24 protein-coding genes and 4 tRNA genes are annotated in these 25,246 nt (G+C 71.9%); 17 read left to right on the forward strand and 11 right to left on the reverse strand.

What is annotated here, in order from left to right; all coding sequences use genetic code 11:
* Positions 1-12 precede the first annotated feature (12 nt).
* Complete coding sequence (locus EDD30_RS07435) at positions 13-2,727, reverse strand: winged helix-turn-helix domain-containing protein (protein ID WP_143162512.1); 2,715 nt, start codon at positions 2,725-2,727, stop codon at positions 13-15.
* A 273-nt stretch (positions 2,728-3,000) separates the two neighbouring features.
* Here EDD30_RS07435 and EDD30_RS07440 point away from each other — a divergent pair, with 273 nt between their 5' ends.
* From EDD30_RS07440 to EDD30_RS38870, 3 genes are read left to right on the forward strand one after another with little or no spacing between them, the layout of a single operon-like run.
* Positions 3,001-4,083, forward strand: a complete 1,083-nt coding sequence (locus tag EDD30_RS07440; protein ID WP_071802636.1) for a carboxylate-amine ligase — start codon at positions 3,001-3,003, stop codon at positions 4,081-4,083.
* A 6-nt stretch (positions 4,084-4,089) separates the two neighbouring features.
* Complete coding sequence (locus tag EDD30_RS07445; RefSeq protein WP_084556008.1) at positions 4,090-4,518, forward strand: DUF2231 domain-containing protein; 429 nt, start codon at positions 4,090-4,092, stop codon at positions 4,516-4,518.
* Complete coding sequence (locus EDD30_RS38870) at positions 4,515-4,676, forward strand: hypothetical protein (protein ID WP_170047047.1); 162 nt, start codon at positions 4,515-4,517, stop codon at positions 4,674-4,676. The genes EDD30_RS07445 and EDD30_RS38870 overlap by 4 nt, the downstream gene beginning before the upstream one ends.
* On the opposite strand, the gene EDD30_RS07450 is transcribed toward EDD30_RS38870, so the two are convergent.
* The 4 genes from EDD30_RS07450 to EDD30_RS07465 all read right to left on the reverse strand — a co-directional run bounded on the left by EDD30_RS07450 (position 4,677) and on the right by EDD30_RS07465 (position 4,993).
* Positions 4,677-4,752, reverse strand: a tRNA-Asn gene (locus EDD30_RS07450).
* A 15-nt stretch (positions 4,753-4,767) separates the two neighbouring features.
* A tRNA-Val gene (locus EDD30_RS07455) sits at positions 4,768-4,840 on the reverse strand.
* Positions 4,841-4,842: 2 nt separating this feature from the next.
* Positions 4,843-4,919: transfer RNA gene (locus EDD30_RS07460), tRNA-Met, on the reverse strand.
* A 1-nt stretch (position 4,920) separates the two neighbouring features.
* Positions 4,921-4,993: transfer RNA gene (locus EDD30_RS07465), tRNA-Lys, on the reverse strand.
* 173 nt (positions 4,994-5,166) lie between these two features.
* On the opposite strand from EDD30_RS07465, the gene EDD30_RS07470 reads away from it, so the two are divergent.
* Positions 5,167-5,790, forward strand: a complete 624-nt coding sequence (locus tag EDD30_RS07470; RefSeq protein ID WP_084556009.1) for a phosphotransferase — start codon at positions 5,167-5,169, stop codon at positions 5,788-5,790.
* Here EDD30_RS07470 and EDD30_RS07475 read toward each other — a convergent pair.
* Positions 5,747-6,400, reverse strand: coding sequence for a TOPRIM nucleotidyl transferase/hydrolase domain-containing protein (locus tag EDD30_RS07475; RefSeq protein WP_071802638.1), 654 nt, complete (start codon positions 6,398-6,400; stop codon positions 5,747-5,749). The genes EDD30_RS07470 and EDD30_RS07475 overlap by 44 nt on opposite strands.
* Positions 6,401-6,469: 69 nt before the next feature.
* Entirely contained in the window at positions 6,470-7,114 is a 645-nt protein-coding gene (locus EDD30_RS07480) for a LysE family translocator (protein ID WP_071802639.1), read from the reverse strand.
* 104 nt (positions 7,115-7,218) lie between these two features.
* Between EDD30_RS07480 and EDD30_RS07485 the strand changes: the two genes are divergently transcribed.
* Complete coding sequence (locus EDD30_RS07485; protein ID WP_071802640.1) at positions 7,219-8,127, forward strand: cyclase family protein; 909 nt, start codon at positions 7,219-7,221, stop codon at positions 8,125-8,127.
* A 59-nt stretch (positions 8,128-8,186) separates the two neighbouring features.
* On the opposite strand, the gene katG is transcribed toward EDD30_RS07485, so the two are convergent.
* Genes katG through EDD30_RS07500 form a run of 3 tightly spaced genes read right to left on the reverse strand, consistent with a single transcriptional unit; the run spans position 8,187 to position 11,347 of the window.
* The gene (gene katG / locus EDD30_RS07490; protein WP_071802641.1) at positions 8,187-10,457 is read right to left on the reverse strand and encodes a catalase/peroxidase HPI; all 2,271 of its coding nucleotides are present in this window, start codon (positions 10,455-10,457) and stop codon (positions 8,187-8,189) included.
* A 15-nt stretch (positions 10,458-10,472) separates the two neighbouring features.
* The gene (locus EDD30_RS07495; protein ID WP_071802642.1) at positions 10,473-10,910 is read right to left on the reverse strand and encodes a Fur family transcriptional regulator; all 438 of its coding nucleotides are present in this window, start codon (positions 10,908-10,910) and stop codon (positions 10,473-10,475) included.
* A gap of 38 nt (positions 10,911-10,948) precedes the next feature.
* Positions 10,949-11,347 carry a winged helix-turn-helix transcriptional regulator gene (locus tag EDD30_RS07500; protein WP_071802643.1) on the reverse strand — a complete coding sequence of 133 codons (399 nt, stop codon included), beginning with the start codon at positions 11,345-11,347 and terminating at the stop codon, positions 10,949-10,951.
* A 76-nt stretch (positions 11,348-11,423) separates the two neighbouring features.
* Here EDD30_RS07500 and EDD30_RS07505 point away from each other — a divergent pair, with 76 nt between their 5' ends.
* The 6 genes from EDD30_RS07505 (at position 11,424) to EDD30_RS07530 (ending at position 17,444) form a co-directional block, all read left to right on the forward strand.
* Entirely contained in the window at positions 11,424-12,356 is a 933-nt protein-coding gene (locus EDD30_RS07505) for an NADP-dependent oxidoreductase (RefSeq protein ID WP_071802644.1), read from the forward strand.
* A gap of 95 nt (positions 12,357-12,451) precedes the next feature.
* Entirely contained in the window at positions 12,452-13,477 is a 1,026-nt protein-coding gene (locus EDD30_RS07510; RefSeq protein ID WP_071802645.1) for a methyltransferase, read from the forward strand.
* On the forward strand, positions 13,471-14,370 hold the full coding sequence (locus EDD30_RS07515; RefSeq protein WP_084556010.1) for a VOC family protein: 900 nt from the start codon (positions 13,471-13,473) through the stop codon (positions 14,368-14,370). Before EDD30_RS07510 ends, EDD30_RS07515 begins: the two co-directional genes overlap by 7 nt.
* Positions 14,371-14,389: 19 nt before the next feature.
* Positions 14,390-15,985 (forward strand): DegT/DnrJ/EryC1/StrS family aminotransferase, encoded by a 1,596-nt coding sequence (locus tag EDD30_RS07520; protein ID WP_071802647.1) that lies wholly within the window; start codon positions 14,390-14,392, stop codon positions 15,983-15,985.
* Between the two features lie 8 nt (positions 15,986-15,993).
* Complete coding sequence (locus EDD30_RS07525; RefSeq protein WP_071802648.1) at positions 15,994-16,947, forward strand: TIGR03619 family F420-dependent LLM class oxidoreductase; 954 nt, start codon at positions 15,994-15,996, stop codon at positions 16,945-16,947.
* Between the two features lie 77 nt (positions 16,948-17,024).
* A complete protein-coding gene (locus EDD30_RS07530) occupies positions 17,025-17,444 on the forward strand; it encodes an ester cyclase (protein WP_071802649.1) in 420 nt (139 codons plus the stop codon).
* A 98-nt stretch (positions 17,445-17,542) separates the two neighbouring features.
* Here the strand turns inward: EDD30_RS07530 and EDD30_RS07535 are convergent, their stop codons facing one another.
* A complete protein-coding gene (locus EDD30_RS07535; protein WP_071802650.1) occupies positions 17,543-17,908 on the reverse strand; it encodes a VOC family protein in 366 nt (121 codons plus the stop codon).
* A gap of 153 nt (positions 17,909-18,061) precedes the next feature.
* Here EDD30_RS07535 and EDD30_RS07540 point away from each other — a divergent pair, with 153 nt between their 5' ends.
* The 6 genes from EDD30_RS07540 to EDD30_RS07565 all read left to right on the forward strand — a co-directional run bounded on the left by EDD30_RS07540 (position 18,062) and on the right by EDD30_RS07565 (position 25,237).
* A complete protein-coding gene (locus tag EDD30_RS07540) occupies positions 18,062-18,763 on the forward strand; it encodes a VOC family protein (RefSeq protein WP_071802651.1) in 702 nt (233 codons plus the stop codon).
* Complete coding sequence (locus EDD30_RS07545; RefSeq protein ID WP_071802652.1) at positions 18,763-20,292, forward strand: aminotransferase class I/II-fold pyridoxal phosphate-dependent enzyme; 1,530 nt, start codon at positions 18,763-18,765, stop codon at positions 20,290-20,292. The genes EDD30_RS07540 and EDD30_RS07545 overlap by 1 nt, the downstream gene beginning before the upstream one ends.
* Positions 20,289-21,215: a hypothetical protein gene (locus EDD30_RS07550; protein WP_071802653.1), complete on the forward strand. Its 927-nt coding sequence runs from the start codon at positions 20,289-20,291 to the stop codon at positions 21,213-21,215. The genes EDD30_RS07545 and EDD30_RS07550 overlap by 4 nt, the downstream gene beginning before the upstream one ends.
* A 156-nt stretch (positions 21,216-21,371) precedes the next feature.
* Positions 21,372-22,358 (forward strand): DUF1702 family protein, encoded by a 987-nt coding sequence (locus EDD30_RS07555; protein ID WP_071802654.1) that lies wholly within the window; start codon positions 21,372-21,374, stop codon positions 22,356-22,358.
* Entirely contained in the window at positions 22,355-24,247 is a 1,893-nt protein-coding gene (locus EDD30_RS07560; protein WP_071802655.1) for a CRTAC1 family protein, read from the forward strand. Before EDD30_RS07555 ends, EDD30_RS07560 begins: the two co-directional genes overlap by 4 nt.
* A gap of 36 nt (positions 24,248-24,283) precedes the next feature.
* On the forward strand, positions 24,284-25,237 hold the full coding sequence (locus EDD30_RS07565; protein WP_071802656.1) for an RnfABCDGE type electron transport complex subunit D: 954 nt from the start codon (positions 24,284-24,286) through the stop codon (positions 25,235-25,237).
* The last annotated feature ends 9 nt before the right edge of the window (positions 25,238-25,246 follow it).

The following is a 25,246-nucleotide window of genomic DNA, read 5'->3' on the forward strand; positions in this document are numbered from 1 at the left end:
GCCGTCCGCCGCTCAGATCAGCCCGTGCTCCCGGGCGTGGGTCACCGCCTCGCGGCGCCGGGCCACGTTCAGCTTGCGGTAGATCGACCTGAGATGCGCCTTGACGGTGTTGATCGACACGCCGAGCTCTGCGGCGATGTCGCCGGCCGTCAGCATGGTCGGCAGGTAACTCAGCACCTCCCGCTCCCGCTCGCTGAGTTCTCCGGCCTGGACGGCGGCGTTCTCGCCGGCGCCGGTCGCCGTCATCGCCTTCAGGACGTCCGACACGAACGCCGTGTTCCGGTACGTCAGCAGACTCTGCCGCCGGACGAGCCTCTCCAGGCGACCGCCCGCCATGGCGACGAACGGTGCGATCAGGCCCTCGTGCTCGGCCAGGGCGAAGGCACCGGCGAGCGCGGCGGCGGCGCGGAGGCCCTGCCTCCGGGCGTCGGCGATCAGGGCGGTCAGCACATGCGCCTCGACGGTGGTGACCGTCTCGGACAGCGGGGCGGGCGACCCGGCGAGCAACACCTCCGCGCGGGACAGCTCACCCACCGCGAAAGCAGCCCGGGCCTGGCACACCCGCTCGGCGAAGGTCGGTACGCCGACCCGCGCGTACCGCTCCTCGACCGCCTCGTACGCGCCCGTCCGCAGGTCCACCCGGGACTCGATCAGCAGGAGCCACCGGTCGAGGGCGGGTGCCCTGATCCGTGAGCCCTGCTGCCGGCGCGCCTGCGCGAGCACGGCCCGTGCCACACTCGGCTCGCCCCGCGCCAGCGCCAGTTCGGCCTGACAGCCCAGCCAGGCCAACTGCTGCGCGGCTTCCGGCTCCTGGCAGAGCGCTCGCCGGCCCTGCTGGAGGGCACCCTCCGCCTGCGCCAGATCCCGGCGCCCGACGTGCACCAGCGTCATGGCCAGATGCGCGGCCACGGTCTGCCACGCGGACCTCCAGCCGCCCCGTTCCGCCAGGTCGAGGGCGGCCGTGGCGAGGCGGGTGGCTTCCTGGACCGATCCGTACATGATCTCGAGCAGGGCCCGGTGTCCCACCGCGTTGATCTCGACCAGCTCGGTGCCGGCGGCTCGCGCGGCGGTCGACGCGTTCCACAGGAACCGCTCCGCGAGATCCGTCTGTCCCAGCCAGAACAGCCCGACGCCTTTGAAGGTCAGCGCGATCGCCCGATACTGCGCGGCGGCAGGTATCTCGGCGGTGCCGAACCTGCTGAGGGCGGTCAGCAGCCGCGTCGTTTCCGCGACGACCGCCGGCATGTCCCCGATCGCGCCGTGGACGCCCAGTTCGAGCGCGCGGATCGCCGTCTCGACCGGCGTCCGTTCCTCCTCGGGCCGCCCCTGCAGAAGTCCGCGCGCCGCCACCAGACGTTCCGGGATCGCGTCCCAGTCCCCCGCGTCGAACAGCAGCAGTGCCGCGCACACCGTCAACTCCGCCGTCGTCGCCGACTCCGCGGCGGGTATGCCCCGCAGGGCCCGGACGAGCGCCGCCCCGTCGGACGACAGGATCAGCGGGACGGCCTGCGCGACCACCACACGGCCGACCAGAGGCCAGTCGCCGCCGGCGGACGCGTGACCGAGTGCCTGGTGGATCGAGCCATGGGCGAGATGCCAGCGTGCCGCCCGGCCGTGCAACTCCGGCACGCGGGGGGCGCATTCCAGGGCAAGATGATGCCGCAGCACGTCGCGGAGAAGCCGGTGGTAGCGGAACCACAGCGGCCGTGCACCGAGCCGGACGACGAAGTCGCCGGCCAGCTCGAGCTCCTCGAGGATCCGCCGGCCGTCGTCGTCCAGGGTGATCGCGTCTGCCAGGTCGCCGCAGAGCTGCTCAGAGATGCTCGTGCACAGCAGGAAGCGCAGCGTCCGCGGCGGTAGCTCGGCGAGGACCTCGTTCGTCAGATACTCGTCGACCGGCCGCACGTCGCCGGCGAATTCGGAGATCCGGTGCGGCCCACCCGGCGCGGTCAGGAAGTCGGCCGCCATCTGCAGGCCGGCCGGCCATCCTTGGGTGCGCTCGAGAAGCGCGACCACGTCGTTGCCGTCCAGGCGGAGGTCGAGGCGGGTGAACAACAGCGCTGCCTCCTCGGCGGTGAAGGCGAGATCGACGACCCGGATCTCCCTCAGGCCTCCCGCAAGACGCAGCCGGTACAACGGGAGCGCGGGCTCTGATCGGCTGATCAGGATGAGATGCAGATTCGGCCACGGACGGTCGATCAGCGTGCCCAATTCGCGAAGAACCTCACCATTTTCGAATTCCTGAAGGTCGTCGATCACCATGACCGTCGGCGTCGGCAACCGCAGGACGCCGCCGGCCAGGGCGCGAACCCGGGCGGCCGAGCGGACACCGTGCCACTCCTCCGGCGGATCACCGTGCGGCACCGCCCCCGCCGCCCGCAACGCCGTCACCACGCCGGACCAGAAGGACTGCACGTCATCGTCGGCGCGATCCGCGGTGAGCCAGGCTACCGGGAAGGGCCGGTCGTCCAACCAGGTCGAGACCAGCACGGTCTTTCCCCAGCCGGCGCCGCCACAGACGAGCGTCACGGGAACGTGCAGCGCCGCGTCGAGCACGCGGCTCAGCCGCGGACGAGGGACGTGCGCCCTGAACATCTGCGGCCGGGTCACCTTCGCCCCATCACCCGGGGTGGGCGCCGAAGGCCCGTGGCACCGGCGCGGTCGCCGGGTCGGCCGCCCCTGGGTCAGCGAGCCGGTCGCCCGTCCGGCCTTGTCGAAGACTTCCACGCCACCCTCCCCTTCGACAGCAGCCGGATTCCATCGAAGACCGTCGATGGAAACTCATGCTTCAGGGTGCTCCTGGGCTGGTTGCGATCCGCGTCGGCAGAGAACAGCACCGTCCTCGAGAGCGTGAGGGCCTTCCAGCGAATCACGCCTCCAGCCACGGATCAACGCTGCCACACCGGCGCCGCCGCGCATCTCATCCGCGAAGGAGGAGGTGTGGTCAACCGCATCGCACGAGGGTGTTAAGCATCCTCGCCGGGCGCGAAAGGCGGACCGATGTTGACCGTGGGCGTCGAAGAGGAATTCCTGCTGCTGGACCGGACCGGCGCCGTGGCATCCGCGGCGTCCAAGGTGGCGCGACACGCCGGCTTCGACGGCCGGATCACCCCCGAGTACATGAGCTACCAGCTCGAGACGATGAGCCGCGTGTGCCGGGGGCTGGACGAGCTGCGCAGCGACCTGGTGGCGCTCCGGCGACGGGCGGCCGCCGGTGCCCGGCAGGCCGGGGTGTGGCTGATCGCGAGCGGGACACCGCCGTTCCGGGCCGGTCCGCTCGACGCGCTGAGCGACCACGCCCGGTACCGGGCGCTGGCCCGCCAGTTCCCCTCGGCCACCGCCGCGGGCGGCACCTGCGCCTGCCACGTCCATGTCGGCGTGCCCGATCGCGATCTCGCTGTCGCCGCCACGGTCCGCCTGCGCCCCTGGCTGCCGGCACTGTTGGCCCTCACCGTCAACTCGCCCTACACCGCCGACACGGACACCGGCTGGGCCAGCTACCGCTACGTGGCGCAGCGACGCTGGCCGACCTTCCGAGCGCCGGAGTTCTGGCCGAACGCCCGCCGGTACGACGAGGTCGTGCACTCCCTGGTGACCTGCCGCGCGGCGCTGGACGAGGCGAGTGTGTACTTCCTGGCCCGGCCCTCCGCGCGGTACCCGACGGTGGAGGTCCGCGTCGCGGACACCTGCCTGACCAGCGAGGACGCCGTCATGTACGCGGGCCTGGTGCGCGCCCTGGTCGCCACGGTGATCGAGGACGAGCGGCAGCGTCGGCCCCAGCATCCGGCGCCGCGGATCTCGGTCGACGCCGCCCTGCTCATGGCCGCCCAGCGCGGGACGCGGACCACGTCCCCGCGCCCTCCGCAGGCGTCGGCGGGCCTCGTCGCCCGACTGCTATCCAAGGTCACGCCCGCTCTGGCCGCCGCCGGAGACCTCCACGAGGTCCGCGCCTGGGTCTTCCGCCAGCTCCGGGAGGGCACCGGGGCGGATCGGCAACGAAGCCTGTGGTCGCGCGCCGAGTGTCCCGCCGCGTTCGTCATAGCACTCGCCGGAACCACGGTCCCCTCCGCCCTGTCGGTCTGAACCGTCATGCCGAGCCTGCTCACCGTCCGCGGCAACGCCGTACAGCCCCTGCTGCTGATGTTCCCCTTCGGCCTGCTCGCCGTGGCGGTCATCCTGGACGTCTTCCGCGCCCTCGGCGCACCGCATCTGGTCGGCACGCTGGCGTACTGCACCATCGCCGCGGGACTCGTGGGAGGCGCGATGACGGCGGGTGCCCTGTGGATCGACGCCCTGGCCACCCGTGACCGTACGGCCGGCCCGCAGCGCTTCCTGCTCGACCTCGCCGTACTCGTCGTCTTCGCCGTGGTCCTGCTGCTGCGCATGCGTACGCCGGACCGCACGGCACCGACCGGCGTCCTGGTGGTCGAGCTGCTGGGACTGACCATCGCCGCGGCCGGCGCCTGGTACGGCGCCGGCGCCGTGCGGCCGCGAGCCGAGAGAGGAATGAGCCGATGACGTACCGTCTCGCTACCGCATGGGGTGTGCTCCGTGGCCGCTCGTCCAGGCCGGACTACGGGATGCTTCTCGTCCTGCCGTTCCTCGCCGCGGCCGGCGGGGCGCTGCTCGCGCTCGCCGTCGAATCCGCCGTCGGAGCTCGCCGGACGAGAGAGTAGTGGCTCCGGCGGGTGGACTCGAACCACCACCGTACGGATTAACAATCCGCTGCCCTGCCGATTGGGCGACGCCGGATCGGTATTGCGTGCGTGTTCCGGCCTGGACTCGAACCAGGGTCCTCCGTCTTGTCGAGGCGGCGCTCTACCAACTGAGCCACCGGAACGCGAGCGGGGACGGGATTTGAACCACGTGATCTCCGGCTTATGAAACCGGCGAGGACGACCGAACTCCTCTACCCCGCAGTGCGCCGTGCAGGGCTCGAACCTGCGACATGCCGCTTAAGAGGCGGCTGCTCTACCCGCTGAGCTAACGGCGCGGGTGGACAAAAAGCATTTCGACCTTTCTCCGGGAACATTCGGCGACGTCGGCGTCGACGCAAAGTCTGCATGCGGCTCGCGGGCGACGCCAGCCAATTAACGCCGAGGCATTTCGGTGGCCGTTATTCGGTTGGCGCCACAGCGGTTGCGGCAATAGCCTGCGGCCGTGCCCATGCATGATGACGAGGTCCGGGCCACCGCTGGGCAGGTGCGTCGATTGGTGGCGGCCCAGTGCCCGCAGTGGACCGGCCTTTCGGTGACGCCTCTGCCCGACGAGGTGGAGGGCACCGACCACGTCCTCTTCCGGATCGGCGGCGAGCTCGTCGCCCGGATGCCGAAGATCGGCTGGGCGGTCGGCCAGGCCGAGTCCGACGCGCGGTGGCTGCCCGTGCTGGCGTCCCACCTCCCGGCGCGGATCCCGGTTCCGCTCCATCTGGGCCGGCCCGGCGCGGGATATCCATGGCGATGGACCGTGGTGCCGTGGATCGGTGGAAGCACGCCTCCCCGGCAGGGCTCCGCCGACATTGCGCTGGCCCGCGATCTGGCGGCCTTCGCCCGTGCCCTGCACGCGGTGGACCCGTCCGGGGGCCGGTCACAGGCCCGGGAAACATATCGGGAGGCGATGGGGTACGACGGGGCTACCTGGCGGCGCGCGTGCGGCTGGGCCCTGGCGCCGGCGCTGACCGGGCTCGACTACTACCGGCACACCTTCCCGCGCATGGCCGAAGGTTGCCGTCGGATGATCCGCGCGGTCATCGCCGAACTGGCGGTGAACCCGGCGGGCAGACGGCGGTGAGCAGGCCGTCGAGCGGGTGCGGCAGGACATCACGGGCGACGGCCGCCTCGACCAGCAGCCGGGCGTAGCGCAGCTTGCGGCGCGAGCCGCTGCCCAGGAACCGCCGCATCTGCGCCTTGGGCTCCCGGCCTCGCCAGGCGGGCTGGGCCTGCAGGGAGCGGAACGACCCGAGGTCGCCCTGCGAGTCGAAGAGGGCCTCGACCTCGGCGGCGCCGACGGCACGGATCAGTTCGTCCTCCAGGTCGTCGACGCAGACGAAGACGTCCGCGGCCGCCAGTCCGCGCCGGAAGATCTCCGCCTCGCGCAGGTCGCAGAGGCCCGCGAGCCGCACCCCGGCGCGCAGCGGTCCCGCCTCGGCCAGGAAACGGCCGATCGCGTGGGCACCGCCGATCGGCACGACCACGACCCGCTCGGCCTCGAGGTCCCGGCCACGGCAGGTCGCGGCCGTCTCCACGGCGATCTGGTCGCTGATGCCCTCGACCAGCGCCACCGTCCCGGCGTGGCCGATCCTGGCCAGGGCGCGGGCCGTCGCCTCCCGAGGAGCGGCGGGGCCACTCACGTAACCATCGAGCGCCCGGCGGGCGAGCTTGCGGCGATCGGTGGCATCCATAGGCGCCTTCCGTCCGGTGGCTGCCCATCCTGGGCGGCAGGCGGGACCCCGGGCAAACGAATATCGCCGTTACGCGGCCGCCGCCGGGGTGCGGTCGGTCGCCAGCTTCACCGCGATCAGGCCGAGGGCCGTGCCGGTCACGTGCCGCTGCACGCGCAGCCAGCCCGGATGCTTCGCCAGGAAGACCGCGATGCCGCCGGCTGCCAGCACCAGGAGGCCGTTGACCAGCAGGCTTACGACGATCTGCGTGCCGCCGAGAAGGAAGCCCTGCATGACCAGGTGCCCCGCCCGTACGTCGATGAACTGGGGAATGAGCGAGGCGTACATGATGGCGGCCTTCGGGTTGAGCAGATTGGTCATCAGGCCCATGACGAAGAGCCGCCGGTCGGAGTCGGGCGGTAGGTCGACCGGCGCGAAGACCGACGTGCCGCCCGGCCGGACCGCCTTCCAGGCCAGCCAGCCCAGGTAGGCGGCGCCGGCGAACTTGACCGCCGTGTAGAGCTCGGGCACGGCCGTGAACACGACCGAGAGCCCGAACGCCGTGGCGGCGACGTAGCAGAGGAAGCCGACGCCGACGCCGACGAGCGAGACCAATCCGGCCCGGCGACCCTGCGTGATGCTGCGCGAGACGACGTACATCATGTTGGGCCCGGGGGTCAGGACCATTCCGAGCGCGACCATGGCGACCCCGAGTACCGCTCCAACCGTGATCATGAGCCGACACTGTCACGCCGGGCCGCCGGCGGTCCACGGCCAATCGTCGTCCCGTGGCCCCGCGATCACTTCTCCCGTCGGCCGAGTTAGTGGATCATGGACGCATGACCGAGTATCGCGCGGTGTTCGACGCCGAGGTGAGTTTCCTCAACGGTGGTGGCCTGCAGACGCAGGGATTCCGGCTCGACCTTCCTCATGCCGCCGTCACCGACGACGAGCTCGGCGAGCTGCTGATCCGCCATCTCGGCCTGTTGATGGTCGACCGGGTGCGGATCGTGCGCTCCGAAGTGGTGGCTGAGCCGCACAAGGGTTCGCGCGGTGTCCCGCCGGCCGGCATCTCGGCCGCGCCCCGCCGGCTGGTGGAGCTCAACCACGTGATCACCGCGGGCATGACGACCTATCCGGGGCTGCCGGGGCCCGAGATCACTCCCCACCTGACGCGCGAGGCCTCCCGCGCCCACTATGCGCCGGGCGTCGAGTTCACCATCGATCGCCTCAGCATGGTCGGCAACACGGGCACCTACGTGGACAGCCCGTTTCACCGCTATGCCGACGGCGCCGACCTCGCCGCCCTGCCCCTGGAATCCGTCGCGGACCTGCCCGCGGTGGTTGTCAGGCTTACCGACAGCCAGGAACGCGGCGTGGAACCGCGGGCGCTGGCGGGTCTCGAGCTGGCGGGCACCGCAGTGCTGCTGCACACCGGCTGGGACCGGCACTGGGGCACCGAGGCGTACGGGGACCCCGCGCCGTTCCTCACCGAGCAGGCCGCCGAGTTCCTGGTCGAGGCCGGCGCCCGCCTCGTCGGCATCGACAGCGTCAACATCGACGACACCCACGGCGGCGGTGGGCGCCCGGCCCACTCGATCCTGCTCGGGGCCGGAATCCCGGTGCTGGAACACCTCACCGGGCTGGCCGGCCTGCCGGTCACCGGCTCCCGCCTGCACGCGGCGCCGCCCCGGGTCCGTGACTTCGGCACGTTGCCGGTCCGGGCCTACGCCGTCGTGACGCCATGAGGCGTGGATGACGAAGCGGCCGGCGAAGCGTCGCCTCGCCGGCCGTCTCGCCGATCGGATCAGGCCAGGTCGAACCGGTCGAGCTCCATGACCTTGGTCCAGGCCGCGACGAAGTCGGCCACGAACTTGCCCCGGGCGTCCTCGCTGGCGTAGACCTCGGCGAGGGCCCGCAACTGGGAGTTGGAGCCGAAGATGAGGTCGACCGCGGTGGCGGTCCACTTCACCTCGTCGGTGGCCACGTCGCGGATCTCGTACACGTGCTCCTCGGACTCCGACGCCTTCCACCGGGTGCCCGGGGAGAGCAGGTTGGCGAAGAAGTCGTTGGTGAGCACGCCGGGCCGGTCGGTGAGAACGCCGTGCCGGGTGCCGCCGACGTTGGCCCCCAGCGACCGCAGACCACCGATGAGGACGGTCATCTCGGGCGCGGTCAGGTCGAGCATGTACGCGCGGTCGACGAGCAGCACCTCCGGCTGGGTCTTCTCGCCCGCCCGCAGGTAGTTGCGGAAGCCGTCGGCACGCGGCTCCAGGACCCGGAAGGACTCGACGTCGGTCTGCTCCTGGGAGGCGTCGGTGCGGCCGGCGTGGAACGGCACGGTCACCTCGACGCCCGCGTCGCGCGCGGCCTTCTCGACGGCGGCCGATCCGGCCAGCACGATCAGATCGGCGAGCGAGATCTGCGCGCCGCCGGCGGAGTTGAATTCCCGCTGGATGCCTTCGAGGGTGCTCAGCACCGTGGCGAGCTGCTCGGGCTGGTTGACCTCCCAGTTGCGCTGCGGTTCGAGACGGATCCGGGCGCCGTTGGCGCCGCCGCGCCTGTCGGTGGAGCGGAAGCTCGCGGCGGAGGCCCAGGCGGTGGAGACGAGCTGGGCGGTGGTGAGGCCGGACTCCAGCACCTTCGTCTTGAGGGCGGCGACGTCGGCGTCACCCACGAGCTCGTGGCCGACGGCCGGCACCGGGTCCTGCCAGAGCTGAGCCTCGGGAACCCACGGTCCCAGGAAGCGGCTGACCGGACCCATGTCGCGGTGCAGCAGCTTGTACCAGGCCTTGGCGAAGGCCAGCGCGAACTCGTCGGGGTTCTCCAGGAAACGGCGGGAGATCTTCTCGTACGCCGGGTCGAAGCGCAGCGACAGGTCCGTCGTGAGCATCGTCGGCTTGTGCTTGCGGGACGGGTCGTACGCGTCCGGGATGATCTCCTCGGCGTCCTTGGCGACCCACTGCTTGGCGCCGCCGGGGCTCGTGGTGAGCTCCCACTCGTAGCCGAAGAGGATCTCGAAGAACCGGTTGCTCCACTGCGTCGGCCGGTCGGTCCACGTCACCTCGAGCCCGCTGGTGATCGTGTCGCTGCCCTTGCCGCTGCCGTGGCTGCTCAGCCAGCCCAGGCCCTGCGCCTCCAGCGGGGCGCCCTCGGGCTCGGGTCCGACGTGGTCGTCGGCGACGCCGGCGCCGTGGGTCTTGCCGAAGGTGTGGCCGCCGGCGATGAGGGCGACGGTCTCCTCGTCGTTCATCGCCATCCGGCCGAAGGTCTCCCGGATGAAGTACGCCGCGGCCTGCGGGTCCGCGTTGCCGTTCGGCCCCTCGGGGTTGACGTAGATGAGGCCCATCTCGGTGGCGCCGACCTCGTCCGACATCTTGGCGTCGCCGAGGTAGCGCTCGTCACCGAGCCAGGTGTCCTCCGGGCCCCAGAAGATCTCCTCCGGCTCCCAGACGTCGGCGCGGCCGAAGGCGAAACCGAAGGTCTTGAAGCCCATCGACTCCAGCGCCACGTTGCCGGCGAGCACCAGCAGGTCGGCCCACGAGATCTTCTGGCCGTACTTCTGCTTGACCGGCCAGAGCAGCCGGCGGGCCTTGTCGAGGTTGGCGTTGTCGGGCCAGCTGTTGAGCGGGGCGAACCGCTGGTTGCCGTCGCCGGCGCCGCCGCGACCGTCGTGGATGCGGTAGGTGCCCGCGGCGTGCCAGCTCAGCCGGATCATCAGCCCGCCGTAGTGGCCGAAGTCGGCCGGCCACCACTCCTGCGAGGTGGTGAGCACCTCGACGATGTCCCGCTTGAGCGCCTCGACGTCGAGCTTGGCGAACTCCTTGGCGTAGCTGAAGTCCTCGCCCAGCGGGTTGCCCTTGGCCGAGTGGGCGTGCAGCACCGACAGGTCGAGCTGGTTGGGCCACCAGTCCCGGTTGGTGCGGGGACGGCCGCCGGTCTTCGGGGTCGGCGAGTCGATCGCCGGGTTCTCGCTCTCGCTGCCGTGCGCGGTGGCGGAGTCGTGCGCGACCGGACAGCCGGCCGCAGCCTTCTGGTCCACGCCCTGCGCGCTGGCGGGGACGTTGTCCTGGCTCATCTGTTTCCTTCCGGACTACTCGGGTCTCTGGGGCGTGCGGTCGGTCGCGCAGCCGGGGCAGGTGCCCCAGTAGACGACCTCTGCCTCGTCGACCACGAAGCCGTGGTCGTTCGAGGCGGTGAGACAGGGAGCGTGGCCGACGGCGCAGTCGACGTCGGCGATCGCGCCGCAGGAGCGGCACACGACGTGGTGGTGGTTGTCCGCCACCCGGGACTCGTAGCGCGCGGTCGCGCCGGCGGGCTGGATGCGCCGGATCAGACCGGCGTCGGTGAGCGCCCGCAGCACGTCGTACACGGCCTGGTGGGAGACCGTGGGATGATCGGCGCGGACCAGCGCGATCACCGTGTCGGTGTCGACGTGCGGGTGGTCGTGCAGCGCGGCGAGCACCGCCAGCCGGGGCCGGGTCACGCGCAACGAGACCGCCCGAAGCTGCGCCTCGAAGTCGGACGTCACCCGACGACCATAGGCCCCTAGTCTGGAATAAATCAAGTTTACTGCTCCGCGTCGTACCGCTCCCGGGCGGCTTGGACCTGGGAGATGTGGGTCTCCGCCCACTCCTTGATGGCACGCTGCAGCGGCAGCAGCGCCTCGCCGAGCGGGGTCAGCGCGTAGTCCACCCGGGCCGGTACCGTCGCCGTGACGGTACGGCTGACGAGGCCGTCGCGCTCGAGTTTGCGCAGGGTCTGGCTCAGCATCTTCTGGCTGGCTCCCGCGAGCGTCCGGGCGAGGTCGGCGTGCCGCAGCGACCCGTCGGCCAGCGCGCTCACCACCAGCGTGAGCCACTTGTCGCTCAACGCGGACAACAACTCGTGGCCCGGGCACTCGGCAAGGTTGGCGTTGTACGCCCGGCGCGCCCGCTCGCGGCGCTCGGCGGCGGAAACGGTGGCCATGCGTTACCTCCGGGTGCCCCAGGCACTTCGAGGTGCCTCCTTACCGATTCACCCTAGTCTTTCTAGCGTCGACGGCATGCAGGCAGTCATCGTCCGCCGTTTCGGCGGCCCCGAAGTTCTGGAAATCGTCGACGTCCCCGCGCCCCGGCCCGGTCCGGGGCAGGTGCTGGTCCGGGTGGCCGCCGCCGCGGTCAACCGCATAGACCTCTCCACCCGGGCGGGCCGGATCACCGAGGCCGGGCTGATCGCCCCGGCACCCACCGTCGCCCTCGGCTGGGATGTGGCGGGAGAGGTGACCGCGACCGGGCCGGGCGTGACCCGATTCGCCGCCGGCGACCGCGTGATCGGGCTGCGTGACCTGCTCTCCGCCGCCGGTACCCAGGCCGAGCAGGTGGTGCTGGACGAGGGCGCGGTCGCTCCCGCCCCGGCGGGTGTGGGTGACGCCGAGGCCTCCACCCTGCCGCTGGCCGGGCTGACGGCGGACCGGTCGCTGGAGCTGACCGGGCTGCGCCGCGGGCAGACCCTGCTGGTCACCGGGGCCGCCGGCGTCGTGGGCGGCATCGTGCTGCAGCTCGCCGCGCTCCGTGGCATCCGGACCGTGGCGGCCGCCGACGCCACGGACGAGCCGTTGCTGCGGCGCCTGGGCGCCGAGCACGTGGTGCCGCGTACGGACCGGCTCGGTGCCGCGGTCCGGGACCTGGTGCCGGGTGGCGTCGATGCGGTCATCGACGCCGCCGTCGTGGGGATCGGGGCCCACGAGGCGCTGCGCGGCGGCGGCGTCTTCGTCGCGCTGGTCGCCCCGTTCGCGCCGCCGCCGCTGCGCGGCACCCGCGTAGTGGTGCAGGAGGTGTACGCCGACGGCGCCCGGCTGGCGGAGCTCGCAGCCCTGGCCGAGGCCGGTCACCTCACCCTCCGGGTCGCGCAGACGCTGCCGTTGGCGCAAGTTGCCGAGGCCCACGAGCGGATCGCCGCCGGTGGTGTGCGCGGAAGGCTCGTACTCCTGCCCTGAGCCGGGGGCGCCGCGAGAGAGCAAGCGAGGAGAAAGCTTCGCCCGACTCGTCTGCATACGATCGCGGCACCCGGCGATCAGGGGGAGCCGTCACGATGACCAGCCCGTCGGCACCGACGACGTCCGCCGCCCAGACTCTCGCCCGGCTGCTCGTCGGGAACCAGCTCCAGCAGGCCGTCCACGTGGCGGCGAGGCTGGGCCTCGCGGACCAGTTGCGCGACGGTCCCCGGATGAGCGCCGAGCTCGCTAAGGTCGTCGGCGCCCATCCCGATGCGCTGCACCGGCTGCTGCGCGCGCTCGCCGGTCACGGCATCGTCGCCGCGGACGACGAGCAACGGTTCTCCCTGACCCCGCTCGGCGAACTGTTGCGTTCCGACGATCCGCGGTCGGTGCTGCCGTTCGCGCTCTGGTCCGGCGGCGTCAGCTACCAGGCGTTCGGTGCCCTGGAGCACAGCGTGCGCACCGGCGAGCCCGCGTTCGAGCACCTTTTCGGCCAGGAGTTCTTCGGATACCTCGCCGAGCATCCCGAGTCCGGTGCGGTGTTCGACGAGATGATGTCGCGGCACACCGCACCGGTCGCGGGCGCGATCGCCGGGCACGACCTCGCCGGCGTCGAGGTGGTCGTCGACGTCGGCGGCGGCCACGGCGAGTTGCTCGCCGCGATTCTGCACGCCCGGCCCGGAGTCCGGGGCGTGCTGGTGGAACAGCCGCGGGTGCTCGACGAGGCCCGCCGGGTGTTCGCCCGGGCCGGCGTCGCCGACCGCTGCGAGGCGGTGGCCGGCGACATCCACCGGCCACTCCCGCCGGGCGACGTGTACGTCCTCAAGAGCGTGCTGCACGGCCTGAGCGACGAGGAAGCGGCCGAGGTCCTGGCGAACTGCCGCCGCACTCTGCGTCCGGGCGGGCGCCTGCTCGTCGTGGAATTCGTGCTGCCGCCCGACAATGCACCAAGCCCGGGCCTGCTGATGGACCTGTTGATGCTCGTCGGCTGTCACGGCCGCGAGCGCACGGCGGCGGACTTCGCGGACCTCTTCCGTACGGCGGGTCTGCGGCTGGCCGGGATCACGTCGACCAAGCACGGTTACAGCCTCATCGAGGGTCGGGAGCCGGAACGATGCTAACCAGATCGCGCCTGATGTACGTCACCCTCCACGTCCGCGACCTCGCGGAGTCGCGGCGGTTCTACGAGGACGTCCTGGGCCTGCGCGCCCTCGACCCGGATGACACGTCGGTGAGCTATCCGGTCGGCCACGTCATCCTGAGCCTGCAGAGCGCGCCGGACTCCGCCGTGCCTCTCGGCGACCCGGACCGGTCCCTGACTTTGGCGTTGCTCGTCGACGACGTGCAGAAGACACGGGCCACGATGGAGGAGCGCGGCGGCCGGCTGCAGCCCACCCAGACGTCCCGGGCCGGCACGATGGCGGAGTTCTACGACCCGGACGGGCACTGGCTGTCGCTCTACGCGGTGTCCGAAGGAGCGATGGGCTGGCCGAGCGGCCGCAAGGTCGAGGCGCTGCGCGAGGCGTCCGCCGGGCACCGCAAGCCCGGCGACGACCACCAGGAGCTGCTCTACGTCTTCCTGTACGTCCGGGACCTGCACGCGACGGAGGAGTTCTACCAGCGCATGCTCGGCCTCGTACCGATGGAGACGAACACCTGTCACCGCGGCGTGACGAGCGTCGCCGACGGCGTCGTGAAGTACGACGGCGGTGGTGTCCTCCTGACCACCCATCACGTCGGCGAGGGTGAGCACGCGGCGCTGCACAAGGTGGCCACCGAAGGGTCGAAGAGTGTCGCGTTCGGCTTCCACACCGCCGATCTGAAAGCCTCCGCCGCCGAGCTGTCCGCGCGCGGGCTCACCTTCGGCGGGGAGCCGGTGGTGTCCCGGATCGGGGCGACGGCGAGCTTCGAGGATCCGGGCGGATACCGCTACTACCTGTGCGAACCGTCCGAAGAGACCATGGCGGGACCCGGCGGCGCGGAGATCCGACGCATCCTCGGCGCGGACCTCTGACGCCGGGGAGGAGGACACCATGGACTTCAAAGACCTCCGCGCCGCGCTCGCCGCCCTCGCCGGGAACGAGGCCGGGGACGGCGGCCGGGCCGAGCCCCGCAAGGCGGTCAAGGATCTCCAACTGGCCGCTTACGCGGCCCTCGCCGGTGACGAGGCCCACGAGGAGTTCTGCAAGGCGTTCGTCACGAAGGACGACGACGAGATCGCCGAGGTGATCCGGCATCTCACCGGTACGGCGGCCCCGCCGGCGGTGGCTGTCGTGCTGTCCCTGCTCCGCGACGCGGTGGGCGACGACCGTTACGCTGCCGCGCTGCGGTCGGCGGGCCTGGGCAACTATCTGGACATCCCGTACACGAGCACGGGAGCGGATCTGACCGGCGAGGCGGAGGAGCGCTACGTTCTCGAAGCCCTGCGGAGCAAGCGGCTCTGGCGATACGAGATCCCGGCCGCCCGCTCGTTCGTCGGGCGCTTCGAGGAGGCCGCGGAATCGCTGCTCGGTGTCGCACACGTGCACGCCACGGTTTCCGGCTCCGCGGCGCTCACCGCGGCGCTCCTGGGCATCGGCGTCGGTCCCGGCGACGAGGTCATCGTTCCGGCCGTGACCTGGGTGGGATGCGCCGACGCCGTGATCCTGTGCGGCGCCGTACCGGTCATCGCCCAGGTGGACGAGACGCTCGGCCTCTCCGTCGCCGATGTGGAACGCAACATCACCGAGCGCACCCGGGCCGTCATGGCGGTCAGCCTCTTCGGCGCGGCCTGCGACCTGGGTGCCCTGCGCGCGCTCGCCGACCGGCACGGCGTCGCCCTGCTCGAGGACAACGCCCAGGCGGTGGGCGTGAGCTATCGCGGGCGCCGGGTGGGCAGCATCGGCGACGCGTCCGCCTTCAGCACGAAGTTCATGAAGTTCCTGGCCGCGGGAGACGGCGGGTTCTTCGCGACGAACTCGGACGAGCTCTACCAGTTCGCGGTCCTCTACACGGGAGGCCGGACCCTCCCGGCGCGCAAGCGGAACATCGGGATCGGCGACCGGATCATGCCCGCCACCGGCCTGCGGATGAACGAGCTGACCGGGGCGGTGGCGCTGGCGCAGCTCGAGCGCCTCGACGAGCTGCTCGGCCGCCTCCGGGTGGCGCGGGACCTCATCTTCGACGCGACCGGGCCGGCACGGACGTACCGGCGGGTGCCCGGGAACGACCCGGCGGGCGACTCCGGCTGGATGACCCCGCTCATCTTCGACGACGAGCGGGCCTGCCAGGCCTTCGTCCGCGCCGTCCGGGCCCGCGGGATCCGGCATGTCACGACCTCGCGCGAGCTGTTCGCCGGCGGCGAGATCGAGCACTGCTACGCGGCCATGAGCACGGACCGCTATCTCCCGAACACCGGCGCGCACTGGGCGACGAACTTCCGCGCGATGGTCGCCCGCGTCGGCATCGATCCGCGCCACGACCCCTGGGCCGGCTCGGATCGCGAGTATCCACCGGGGTTCATGGACGAGAGCCTCGGCCTGCTCCAGCGGATCGCCTTCGTGCAGACCAACCCGCGGCTGGAGCCCGAGCACTGCGCGACCATCGCCCGGGCGCTCTCCGAAGCCGACGCCGAGTGCGCAGGCCGGTAGGGACCGAGATGGACCTGGGAATAGACCTGCTGACCTCGGGGCCGCATGCCTGCGTGGAGGCGATCGTCCGGATGGCCCGGGAGGCCGAGGTCCTGGGCTACGCCGCGGTGTGGACCCACGAACGGGTCCTCTATCCGGCGGGCGACGTCGACCAGCCGCCGGGCCCGCCACGGCCCCTGCCGATGTACTACCGGAAGACCTACGAACCCCTCGACACGCTGTCCTTCGTCGCCGCCCGCTCGACCGGCCTCAGGCTCGGCACGAGCGTACTGACCGCGCCGCTGCACCATCCGATCCTGCTGGCGCGCCGGCTGGCCACGCTCGACCAGTTCAGCGGCGGACGTGTGGTGGTCGGGCTCGGCCAGGGATGGATGCGGCAGGAGTACGAGGTCGCCGGCGTGCCGTTCGAGCAGCGCGGCGCCCGGCTGGAGGACTTCGTCGCGGCGCTGCGCGCGGCGTGGTCGCCGGACCCGGTGTCCTACGACGGTCCCTACTACCGGATTCCGCCGTCCCACATCGACCCCAAGCCGCATCGGCGCGGCGGCCCGCGGATCCTGGTGGGCGCCGCCGCCCCCGCCGCCATCGACCGGGCCGCCCGGATCGCCGACGGGTTCAATCCGACGTCGATGTCGCTCGAGCGGCTGAGCGCGGCGATCGAGCGGTTCCGGACGTCCGCCGCACGCGCCGGGCGCGACCCCGGCCGGCTGTCGATCGTGGTGCGGGCCGCGACCCCGCTCACCCCGTCCGCCATGGGGCTCGGCCGGCCGTTCCTCGGCGGCTCGCCGGACCAGGTCGTCGAGGATCTCCGGCAGCTCGCCGCGCTCGCCGTCGACCATGTGCTGTTCACCAACGTACGGCAGCCCCCGCTCGACGAGCAGCTCGACCTGCTGGAGCGCATCAAGGTGGCGGCGGACAGGGCCGACCTGGTCCCTCAGGTCCTTGATGAACAAACAATCAACTGAGCAAGCAAGGTGGGAGAAGCCTTTTTCCCTTGTCATGCCTAGGCTCCGCGATATCGGCACGTCCAGGAGGTAGGGAGATGACACAGGTAGACAGGCAGAAGAATCACGAACGCGCGATCCGGCGGATGACCGAGGCATTCAACTCCGGCGAAGTCGACATCGTCGACGAGCTGGTGGAAGACACCGACGATGTCGAGAAGACGCCGATGCCCGGGACTTCCCGCGACAGGCTGGGCCTGAAGCTGAAGATCCAGCACCTACGCTCGGCGTTCCCCGACGGCAAGTTCAGCATCGAGGAGATCACGTCCGACGGCGACACGGTCACGTTCCGCTGGAAGCTGGAAGGCACCCAGCGGGGAAGGTTCCTCGGCAAGCAGGCGTCGAACCGCAAGGTCAGCTTCACCGGGCAGGACGTGGTGACTTTCCGCGACGGCAAGATGGTCGAGCACCGGTCGCTCGACAACAAGGGCGGCATGCTCCGGAGCAGGTTCGACTAGCCGTCCGGCGCCCCATTGTGGATGCGGGCGCCCGGAACCCACGCCGCATGCGACGCGCTCCGGTGCGCCCGCTTGTCTTCCGGTCCCGCCGTCACACCTCAGCCGTGTGCCGACGGATGACGCGGCTCGTACATGCCGATCCGGCCGCCGCTGGGCAGGGGAATCGACGTGAGCAGTCCCCAGCCCTTGTCGTCGACGTCGCCGGACATGTCGACACCCTTCTCGCGCAGTTCGGCGATCGTCGCCTTGACGTCGTCGCACAGCAGGTAGAACTCGCTGAGATCGCCCGACTCCCCCCGCGGCACGTTCTCGGCCGGGTGCAGGGCCGCGTCGGCCGGGGGAAGCGCGAAGATGAGCCAGCCGCCTCCGCCGTCGGTCGCGGCGAGCCCCAGCTTGTCACGGAGGAAGGCGCGGTCCGCGTCCGCGTCGGCGCTGTACAGGACCACATGGGATCCGGTGATCATGGGTGCTCCCTCTGGTGAGTACGTCCGTCCTGACCAGAGTGGCACTAGATGGGCGGTCCGGGTACCCGCAAACCCGAACGAAGCAAGCGCGGAGAAGCCGCCGGGGCGTCCCCTGCCTACGCTCTGCGCAGGTACGGACAGCGAGGAGTTCCGGTGACTTTTCGAGATCTGGCACTGCTGTACGTCTTCCTCGAGGCACATGACCTGGCTGCTCAGCGGTCGTTCCTGGAACACCGGCTGGGTCTCGCCGTCATCGAGACCGACGAGGACCCCCACCACCGCCACGGCGTCGTCAAGTACGACGCCGGTTCCCTGATCCTGTCGCTCAACCTCTCCCCCGCATCCCGATTCGGCACGTCCGGCTCGGACGGACTGACCATCGTGTGCACCGGTGGGACGACGCTGACGACCGACCCGCACGGCCATCACTTCGAGGTCGGCGATCGGCCTGCGACGGTCGCCGAGCTGCGCCTGCGGGTCGCGGACGTGGCCGCGTCGGTCGCCTTCTACCGCGATGTCCTCGGGTTGCGGCAACCCGATCCGGCGGCGCCGGCCTTCGCCACCGGCTCGGTGCCCATCGTGCTGCAACCGGCACCGCTCGCCGCGGACGGCCGCGACATCCGATACGACACGTACCTGCTCGTCTTCCACACTTCGGACATCGACCGCAGCACGGCCGAGCTGGCCGCCGCCGGGCTGACCTTCACCGGCCGCGGGGTGGGCTCGAAGGACATCGGCCGCACCATCCGCTTCACCGACCCGTCCGGGCACCGGTTCTGCCTCTACGAGCCGTCGGACGACGCGCTCGCCGACGGCAGCGGCCCCACGCTGCGCAAGATCCTGGCCGGCCGCTGATGCGCCCCGGCGACATCGACCGGTGGCTCACCGGTGAGCGCATCCTGCTCGCCGCCGGGGACGCAGCCGGTTGGACGACCGCACTCACCCGGCCCGGCCGGACGATCAGCGTCTGGCCACCGGAAGCCGAGGCACCGCAATCCGACGCCGCCGTCTGCGCCGACTGGCGCTGGCGGGGGGACGAGGCGGCACACCGCCGGTTCCTGGCCGAGATCCGCCGCCGGCTGCGGCCGAGCGGAATGCTCGTCATCGAGCAGGCCGGCGCCACCGCCGGCTTCGACCCGCTGACCGGACGCGCCGGCCCGGTGCGCTTCTACCATCCGACGGAGCTGGCCACCCTCGTCGGCGGCGCGGGCTTCCGGGTAGCACACGTGGAGCTGACCTCGACTGCGGAAGGGCCGGCACCGCCCGGCGTGCTGATCGTGGCCCGGGCGCTGGTCGCGCCGCCCGATTCCCTGGCCGTCACCGGCTGGGGCGAGGAGTCAGCGGACACCCGGCTGGACCTGCGGTACGCGGACGACGAAGCGGAACTGCTGGACCCCCCGCCGGCCGCGGTCTGGGCCGGGCTCGCCGCCTCGGCGGACGAGGTCGCCGGTCACTATCCGGTCGACGACCCCTTCGGCAGCCTGCGCGGCGCGCCGGTGGTCAGCCGGTACCTCGGTCGTACCGTGGCTCCCGCTCAGTTGTACTTCGGCGCCGGGGTGACCTCTCTGCTGCGGGACCTGGCCGGCCTCGCCGACGGCGGCCCGGTCCTCGCGCCCGCGCACACCCACCCGGACCTGCAGGCCTGGGCCGCGTTCCGCGGCGCCGAGATCGAGATCGCCGCCGGACCGGCCACGGTCGCCGGGCTGACGGCGGAGATCCGGCGCGTGCGGCCCGCCCTGGTCCATCTCGACCGGCCCGCGTTCGACGCGAGCATCCTCGGCCTCGCCGACCTGGTGCGACTCGCCGGGACCGCGGCGGAGGCGGGGGCGGCCGTCGTCGTGGACGAGAGCGCGGCGGCGTACCTCGGCCCGGCCGGCAGTGCCGCCACGGTGGTCGGTGAGGCCGGCAACCTGATCGTGTTGCGCGGCTTCACCAAGGCGTACTCGTGGGGCGGGCTGCGGGCCGGCTTCGCGGTCTGCTCGCCGGCGATCGCCGTCCGGGTCCGCGAACTGGTGACCCCGATGCTGATCGGCGAACTGGCGCTGCTGGCGGCGCTAAGGGTCCTGGCCGCCGGCGATCCCCTGGCCGCGCTGCGCCGGCGCGTCCGCACGGTGAAGCCGCGGTTCGTCGAGCGGCTCACCACGGCCGGACTCGCGGTCGAGCCGGGTCATCCCGACATCCCCTGGGTGGTGGTCGCCGACGCGGACGGCGCCGCCGGTCGGACGCTGGCGGGACGCGGCATCCGCGGACTGCTCCCCGCCCCCGCCCCGGTCCCGTCACCGCCCGCGCCCGGGCGGCTGCACCTCACCGTGCCGCTGTCCGCACGGCGCATCGAGCTCTTCGACACCCTTTTCGACACGGTACGAGAGGACGTTTCGCCATGAGCCTGTCCGAGCGGCCGGTGCAGACCCCGGACGTCACCGAGCCCCGCCGTCCGCCGAGCCTCGTACCGGTCACCGTCGGCATCCTGCTCGGGGTGATCCTCGCCCTGGTCTGGTCGTACAGGTTCGTCGACGGGGTCATCGGCGACAACACCGCCGACACGCTGCTCGGCTACGACGCCAAGGAGACCGCGATCAGCGGGGCGGCGGCCGGCATCGTGTTCGCGTTCGTCTCCGGCCTCGCCGGCACCTTCACGGCCTGCAACATCGCCGTCTTCGGTGCGCTGCCGCAGCTCGCCGGGAACACCACCAGCCGCACGCGCGCGGCGATGACCGGGCTCGGCTGGCTGACCGCCGGCATGGTCGCGGTCTCCGCCGGGTACGGCTTCCTCGCCGTCCTGCTCGGCGACCGGCTCCCACAGCTCTCCGACCGCGTGCTGGCCAACGGGGTGCCGGAGCGCCTGGTCCAGTCGTTCGTCGTGTTCGGGCTGATCGGCCTGGCGTTCATCTATCTGGGGCTGTGCACCCTCGGCGCGGTCCCCGACCCGTTCGCCCGCCGGCCCCGGGCACGGTTGATGACGCTCGGCGCGCTCATCGGCGGCTTCCTCATCGGACGCCCCTACCCGCTGTTCGACAAGCTGCTCGAATACGCGGCGGAGACCCGCAACCCGCTGTACGGCGCCCTGGCTTTCATCCTGCAGTCGCTCGGCAACGTGCTCATCGTCGCCGTGCTCGTCGGCCTCATCGCGCTGGTCGCCCGCGCCACCGCGTCCCGCCGCGCCGGACGTCCGCGGCGACCCGAGCGCGCCCTGCAGATCGCCGGCGTCGCGCTGGTCGCGCTGGGCACGTTCCTCGTCGTGTACTGGGACGTCCGGGTGCCCTCGATGTTCGGGTTCGGGGCGTTCCCCACCATGCCCTGGAACTGAGCTCGTACCCACCCGCACGGGAGCACGGCTCCGCCCCTGGGTGGAGCCGTGCTCCCGTGCTCTTCCAGCGGCTGTCCAGTGCGGTCCAGGACGATCCAGAAGCGTTCAACCCGGTCATGTTTGGCTTCGGGCCGAGTGTTCCCGGGAGGGGCGGACATGACCGGACCGAAGACCTCGTCGCGCCGACTCGGCTGGCGGCGACCGTTGGTGCTCAAACACTCCCTCGTCGACTTCCAGGCGCGCGGCTTCGCAGGAGGACCGGCCGGGACCCGGGCCACGCTGGAGGCGGCGGCCACGTCCTTCCTGGACGGTTTCAACGCCGAGCTGGCCACCGCCCCGGACGACGCACCCGACCTCTCCGGCGTGCTCCCGCACCACCGCGGCCTGGCCGCCGAGGGCGCCGCCATGGCCGCCACCCTGCTGGACGCCGGCCGGATCACCGGGACGCGGCGCACCGCCGCGCTCCATGCGGCCTACGGCGAGAGGTACGCCTATCTGCTGCACGTCGGCAGCGGCTGGGCCCTGGCCAAGCTGCGGCGCCGGCGCCTCGGCCGGATCGGTGCCGAGGCCCCGCTGCTGCGCTGGCTGGCCTACGACGGCAAGGGGTTCTGCGAGGCGTTCTTCGCCACGCCGCGCGCGCTCGACCGCTGGCGTACGCACGCCCGCCGCTGTTCGGCGGTCTGCGAGATCGAATACCAGGGTCTGGGCCGCTCCCTCTGGTTCCGCGCCTGCGGCGATCCGGACCGGCTGGCCGCCCTGGTCGCCACGATGCCCGTCCACCACCACGCGGACGTGTGGAGCGGGATCGCCCTCGCCTCCGTCTATGCCGGCGGCGTCGGGGCGGACACGTATCAACTGCTGGCCGAGCGGGCGGCGGACCATCGCGCGGCGGCCGCCCAGGGCGCCGCGTTCGGCGCCGAGGCGTGGCGGCTGAGCGGCTTCACCCCGGACCACGCCGCCACGGCGGTGCCCATCCTGACCGGGGTCACACCCGCCGTGGCCGCGCAATGGACCTGGACCGCCCGGCAGGGGCTGACCGGCCCGGACCACACGGCGGACGACTATCGCGAGTGGCGGCTGCGCGTCCAGCGGTCGGCGACCGCGACCGCGGTCGGCCCGGCGGGTGCGGAGGACGTGGCATGAAGGCACGACGGAGCGGACGGGCGGCGCTGGTGGCCGTGCTGGCCGCGGGACTGTGCGTGGCAGCCGGCTGGTTCACCCGGGTGCCGGCCGCCCCGGCCGCCGACACCACGGCGCTGGCGCAGCGGTTCACCTTCGCGATCGAGGACGTCAACCGGGATCCGGTGGGCGGGCGTACCGACCGCGTGGTCCAGCCGGCGCTGAGAAAGATCCAGGCCTGGATCTCCGCGGTCGGCGCCGCCGCCGGCCTGGACGACCTGGACGGCGACGGACTGCCCGGCGAGGCGTGCCTGGTCGATCCGCGCGACAACTCGGTCACCATCCGGCCCGTGCCCGAACGCGCCGGCCGCTTCGCGGTCTTCCCGCTCGCCCCGACCGGCGTGGCCTACGACGCGGCGACCACCGCGCCGATGGGCTGCGTGACCGCCGACCTCAACGAGGACGGCTGGACCGACGTGCTCGTGCACTTCTGGGGACGGACGCCGATCGCCTACCTGCGCCGGCCCGGCGCGCCGCTGGCACCGGGCGCCTTCCGCGCCACCGACATCACGCCGCATCCCACCGAGATCTGGAACAGCACCACGGCCAACGTGGTGGATCTGGACGGCGACGGCCACCTCGACCTGTTCATCGGCAACTACTTCCCGGACGGTGCCCGGGTGCTGGACGGCGCCGCGAGCGACGACCCGCTGATGCGCATGCAGGACTCGATGTCCGGGGCGGCCAACGCCGGGACCAACCGCATCCTGCGGCTCGAGCGGGTGGACCTGGTCGACGGTGTGGGGGTGCCCCGCTACGCCGACGCCTCTGCCGCCCTGACCCCCACCCAGTCGCGCTCCTGGACGCTGGCCACCGGCGCCCAGGACCTGGACGGCGACGCGCTGCCCGAGCTGTACGTCGCCAACGACTTCGGACCGGACCAGCTTCTGCACAACCGGTCGACGCCGGGCCGGGTGGCGTTCCGCGAACTCGGCGGCACCCGGGCGGTCGACACCCCCAAGTCCAAGACGCTGGGCGACGACTCGTTCAAGAGCATGGGCGTCGCGTTCACCGACCTGAACACCGACGGCCGGCAGGACATCGTGATCAGCAACATCACCGTGCAGCGCGGCCTCGAGGAGAGCAACTTCGCGTTCGTCAGCACCGGAACCGGCCCGTTCCGCGACCTCGAAGCCCCCTACCGCGACGACAGCGAAGCACTCGGGCTCTCCCGCAGCGGCTGGGGCTGGGACGTCAAGGCCGCCGACTTCGACGGCGACGGCACCGACGAACTGGTCCAGGCGGTCGGCTTCGTCCGCGGCCGGGTGAACCGCTGGGCCAACCTGCAGGAACTCGCCATGGCCAACGACGACGTGCTGCGGTTCCCGGCGGCGTGGCCGAACTTCGAGGCGGGCACGGACATCTCCGGCCGGGAACGGGACCCGTTCTTCGTGCGCGACACCGACGGCCGGTATGTCGACATCGCCCGGCAGCTCGGCATCGCGAACCACGGTCCCACCCGGGGCATCGCGGTCGCCGACGTCGACCACGACGGACGCCCGGACGTGCTGCTCGCCAACCAGTTCGCGCGCTCGCAGTTCCTGCACAACACCGGTGCGCCGCGCGCGTACCTGGGCCTGCGGTTGCTGCTGCCGGCCACCGGCCCGGACGCCCGTCCCCGGCCGGCCATCGGCGCCTCGGTCGCCGTCACCCGTGCCGACGGCACGGTGCTGCGCTCCCAGCTCTATCCGGCCAATGGGCACACCGGAGTGAACGCGCCCGAGCTGTTGTTCGGCCTCGGGGCGGCGAGCGGCCCGGTGTCCGTCACGGTCACCTGGCGCGATGCCGCCGGCCCGCACACGACCACCCGCACGCTGGCACCCGGCTGGCACGACCTGACCCTCGGCCCCTGACGCGGCCGGCCCCCGACGCCGCAGGAGGACTCCGCGATGACCACGACTTCCGTGCCCACCCGATCCGCCAAGGGACTGACCGCACTGCGCCGGTTCGCCGTGTCCATCACCGTGTTCACCGTCGTCGGCCACTGGTTCCTGGGCTTCGAGCAGGCCTACCTGACGCCGATCGTGGCGATGCTGGTGTCCTACTCCCTGAGCCTGTTGCTGGAGACCGTGGACGCCTGGGCGCAGCACCGGCCGGCCCGCTACCGCGGCGGCGCCGTCAACATGATCAATTTCCTGCTGCCCGCGCACATCGCCGCGCTCGCCTGCGCCATGCTGCTGTACGGCAACCAGCGGCTCATGCCCACCGTCTTCGCGGTGACCCTGGCCATCGCGAGCAAGTACCTGCTGCGGATCCGGATCGGCGGCGTGCCCAAGCACTTCCTCAACCCGAGCAACTTCGGGATCAGCGCCACGTTGGTGCTGTTCAGCTGGGTGGCGATCGCACCGCCGTACCAGTTCACCGAGAACGTCGGGTCCGTGATCGACTGGGCGCTCCCGGGCGCGATCATGATCGCGGGCACCATGATAAACGCCAAGCTCACCGGACGGATGCCGCTGATCCTCGGCTGGGTCGGCGGATTCGCCCTCCAGGCGCTGATCCGGGCAGCGATCGGCCCCGACTCGCTGGCCTCCGGTCTGCTGGTGATGACCGGCGTCGCGTTCATCCTCTTCACCAACTACATGATCACCGATCCGCAGACCTCACCCTCCCGCCCGCGCGACCAGGTCCTGTTCGGCGCGGCCGCGGCCGGCGTGTACGGCGTCCTGGTCGCCGTCCACATCACCTTCGGGCTGTTCTACGCGCTGACCGCCGTGTGCGCCGGACGGTTCCTGTTCACCGTGGTCCGCCGGGCCCGCCGCGGGCCGGACGAGAGCCCGGCGCCGTCGCCGCAGCCACCCGTGGCGGCCCCGGCGCCGGAAGCGGCCCACGTCGCCGGCTAGGAGGACCAG

This window comes from Couchioplanes caeruleus (assembly GCF_003751945.1).
In the GTDB taxonomy this organism is placed as follows: domain Bacteria; phylum Actinomycetota; class Actinomycetes; order Mycobacteriales; family Micromonosporaceae; genus Actinoplanes; species Actinoplanes caeruleus.

Coding starts and splice junctions, on each gene's coding strand:
- EDD30_RS07440 (WP_071802636.1), top strand. CDS start 3,001: ATGTTGACCGTGGGCGTCGAAGAGGAATTCCTGCTGCTGGACCGGACC.
- EDD30_RS07445 (WP_084556008.1), top strand. CDS start 4,090: ATGCCGAGCCTGCTCACCGTCCGCGGCAACGCCGTACAGCCCCTGCTG.
- EDD30_RS38870 (WP_170047047.1), top strand. CDS start 4,515: ATGACGTACCGTCTCGCTACCGCATGGGGTGTGCTCCGTGGCCGCTCG.
- EDD30_RS07470 (WP_084556009.1), top strand. CDS start 5,167: ATGCATGATGACGAGGTCCGGGCCACCGCTGGGCAGGTGCGTCGATTG.
- EDD30_RS07475 (WP_071802638.1), bottom strand. CDS start 6,400: ATGGATGCCACCGATCGCCGCAAGCTCGCCCGCCGGGCGCTCGATGGT.
- EDD30_RS07480 (WP_071802639.1), bottom strand. CDS start 7,114: ATGATCACGGTTGGAGCGGTACTCGGGGTCGCCATGGTCGCGCTCGGA.
- EDD30_RS07485 (WP_071802640.1), top strand. CDS start 7,219: ATGACCGAGTATCGCGCGGTGTTCGACGCCGAGGTGAGTTTCCTCAAC.
- katG (WP_071802641.1), bottom strand. CDS start 10,457: ATGAGCCAGGACAACGTCCCCGCCAGCGCGCAGGGCGTGGACCAGAAG.
- EDD30_RS07500 (WP_071802643.1), bottom strand. CDS start 11,347: ATGGCCACCGTTTCCGCCGCCGAGCGCCGCGAGCGGGCGCGCCGGGCG.
- EDD30_RS07505 (WP_071802644.1), top strand. CDS start 11,424: ATGCAGGCAGTCATCGTCCGCCGTTTCGGCGGCCCCGAAGTTCTGGAA.
- EDD30_RS07510 (WP_071802645.1), top strand. CDS start 12,452: ATGACCAGCCCGTCGGCACCGACGACGTCCGCCGCCCAGACTCTCGCC.
- EDD30_RS07515 (WP_084556010.1), top strand. CDS start 13,471: ATGCTAACCAGATCGCGCCTGATGTACGTCACCCTCCACGTCCGCGAC.
- EDD30_RS07520 (WP_071802647.1), top strand. CDS start 14,390: ATGGACTTCAAAGACCTCCGCGCCGCGCTCGCCGCCCTCGCCGGGAAC.
- EDD30_RS07525 (WP_071802648.1), top strand. CDS start 15,994: ATGGACCTGGGAATAGACCTGCTGACCTCGGGGCCGCATGCCTGCGTG.
- EDD30_RS07530 (WP_071802649.1), top strand. CDS start 17,025: ATGACACAGGTAGACAGGCAGAAGAATCACGAACGCGCGATCCGGCGG.
- EDD30_RS07535 (WP_071802650.1), bottom strand. CDS start 17,908: ATGATCACCGGATCCCATGTGGTCCTGTACAGCGCCGACGCGGACGCG.
- EDD30_RS07545 (WP_071802652.1), top strand. CDS start 18,763: ATGCGCCCCGGCGACATCGACCGGTGGCTCACCGGTGAGCGCATCCTG.
- EDD30_RS07550 (WP_071802653.1), top strand. CDS start 20,289: ATGAGCCTGTCCGAGCGGCCGGTGCAGACCCCGGACGTCACCGAGCCC.
- EDD30_RS07555 (WP_071802654.1), top strand. CDS start 21,372: ATGACCGGACCGAAGACCTCGTCGCGCCGACTCGGCTGGCGGCGACCG.
- EDD30_RS07560 (WP_071802655.1), top strand. CDS start 22,355: ATGAAGGCACGACGGAGCGGACGGGCGGCGCTGGTGGCCGTGCTGGCC.
- EDD30_RS07565 (WP_071802656.1), top strand. CDS start 24,284: ATGACCACGACTTCCGTGCCCACCCGATCCGCCAAGGGACTGACCGCA.